This is a genomic window from Streptomyces sp. MBT65 (assembly GCF_016612545.1).
GTDB lineage: Bacteria > Actinomycetota > Actinomycetes > Streptomycetales > Streptomycetaceae > Streptomyces.
Genome location: NZ_JAENRY010000627.1, coordinates 1 through 1,306, shown reverse-complemented (window position 1 = coordinate 1,306; position 1,306 = coordinate 1). Strand labels below are relative to the sequence as shown.

Genomic DNA, 1,306 nt, shown 5'->3' with positions numbered 1-1,306 from the left:
CTCACCCCCCGAGCACCCCCAGCGCCTGCCCCACCACAGGAATCCTGCTGATCGACTCCGCCTGGGCGACCGGCCCCGTCAACATCTGCGAAGCAACCGGCTGGAAGTCCGCGAGCTGGGTCGCGACCCCGTTGTCGAGCGGGTCAACTCCCGTCCCCGCAAGGGGATTCGGCTTGAGCCCGGCGACCGGCCCGGTGACATAGCCGACCGTGCCGGTCACCGCCTGGAGCCCCGCCGCGGGATCCATCTTGCCGAGCGTGGTCGGCCGCGTCCGCATCACGTCGACGACCGGCGCGGTGTCCGCGGCGGCGCTCGCCGCGCCCGCGCCCAGCGCGACTCCGGCGGTCGCGAGGGCGACCAGTGCGCGCTGGGCGGTCGGATGCTGGGGGGACGTGTGTCGTGCCATTGCTGGTGCCACCTTCTGGTGCGCAGGGTAATCAGGTCAGCACGAAGGGTAGTTGACGTGTGATGCGCGTTCCAATGCCGACCCGCGGGGTCGGCAGGACGTACGGAATACGTCAAACTGGTGTCCCGTGAGCATCCTTTCCCCGTCACCGGCCCGTGTCGTGCTGCTGTGCGGCCCCTCGGGTTCCGGCAAGTCCCTCGTCTCCGCCCGCTCCGGTCTTCCCGTGCTGCGGCTCGACGACTTCTACAAAGAGGGCGACGACCCGACGCTGCCGCTGGTGGCGGGGAGTTCGGACATCGACTGGGACCACCCCGAGTCCTGGGACGCAGAGGTCGCGGTCACCGCGATCGTCGAACTGTGCCGCACGGGCCGTACGGACGTGCCGGTCTACGACATCTCGCTCAGCGCCCGTACGGGCACGGAGGCGGTCGATGTGGGCCGGACCCCGCTGTTCATAGCGGAGGGCATCTTCGCCGCCGAGGTCATCGCCCGCTGCCAGGAGCTGGGCGTCCTCGCGGACGCGCTGTGCCTGAGCCGGGGTCCGGTGCGGACGTTCCGGCGTCGCTTCCTGCGGGATCTGCGGGAGGGCCGTAAGTCCGTGCCGTTCCTGTTGCGGCGCGGCTGGCGGCTGATGCGGCTGGAGCGCTCGATCGTGGCCCGGCAGACGACCCTAGGCGCGTACGCCTGCGACAAGGACGAGGCGCTGGGCAGGCTCGCGGCGGCGGCGGTGGGCCGGCGTCCGTCGGCGGCTCCCGCACCCACGCCCACGCCCACCAGCTGACGGCACACACGAAAGAGCGGGACTGGACGGACCCCCCGGCCCTCCAGTCCCGCTCTCCCTTTTCCCCCGTGGTACTTCCCCCGTGATCCCCCCAGGACCCCGTCGGCGCCCCCCAGCGC

The 1,306-nt window shown here is 71.7% G+C and carries 2 protein-coding genes; one reads left to right on the top strand and one right to left on the bottom strand.

What is annotated here, in order from left to right:
• Position 1: 1 nt before the first annotated feature.
• Entirely contained in the window at positions 2-406 is a 405-nt protein-coding gene (locus JHN63_RS51120; protein ID WP_200691948.1) for a hypothetical protein, read from the bottom strand.
• A 127-nt stretch (positions 407-533) separates the two neighbouring features.
• On the opposite strand from JHN63_RS51120, the gene JHN63_RS51115 reads away from it, so the two are divergent.
• Positions 534-1,187 (top strand): uridine kinase, encoded by a 654-nt coding sequence (locus JHN63_RS51115; RefSeq protein ID WP_200691947.1) that lies wholly within the window; start codon positions 534-536, stop codon positions 1,185-1,187.
• Positions 1,188-1,306: the final 119 nt, after the last annotated feature.

Bases quoted from the DNA above. Each gene is read 5' to 3' on its own strand.
- JHN63_RS51120 (WP_200691948.1), bottom strand. From the start codon at position 406: ATGGCACGACACACGTCCCCCCAGCATCCGACCGCCCAGCGCGCACTG.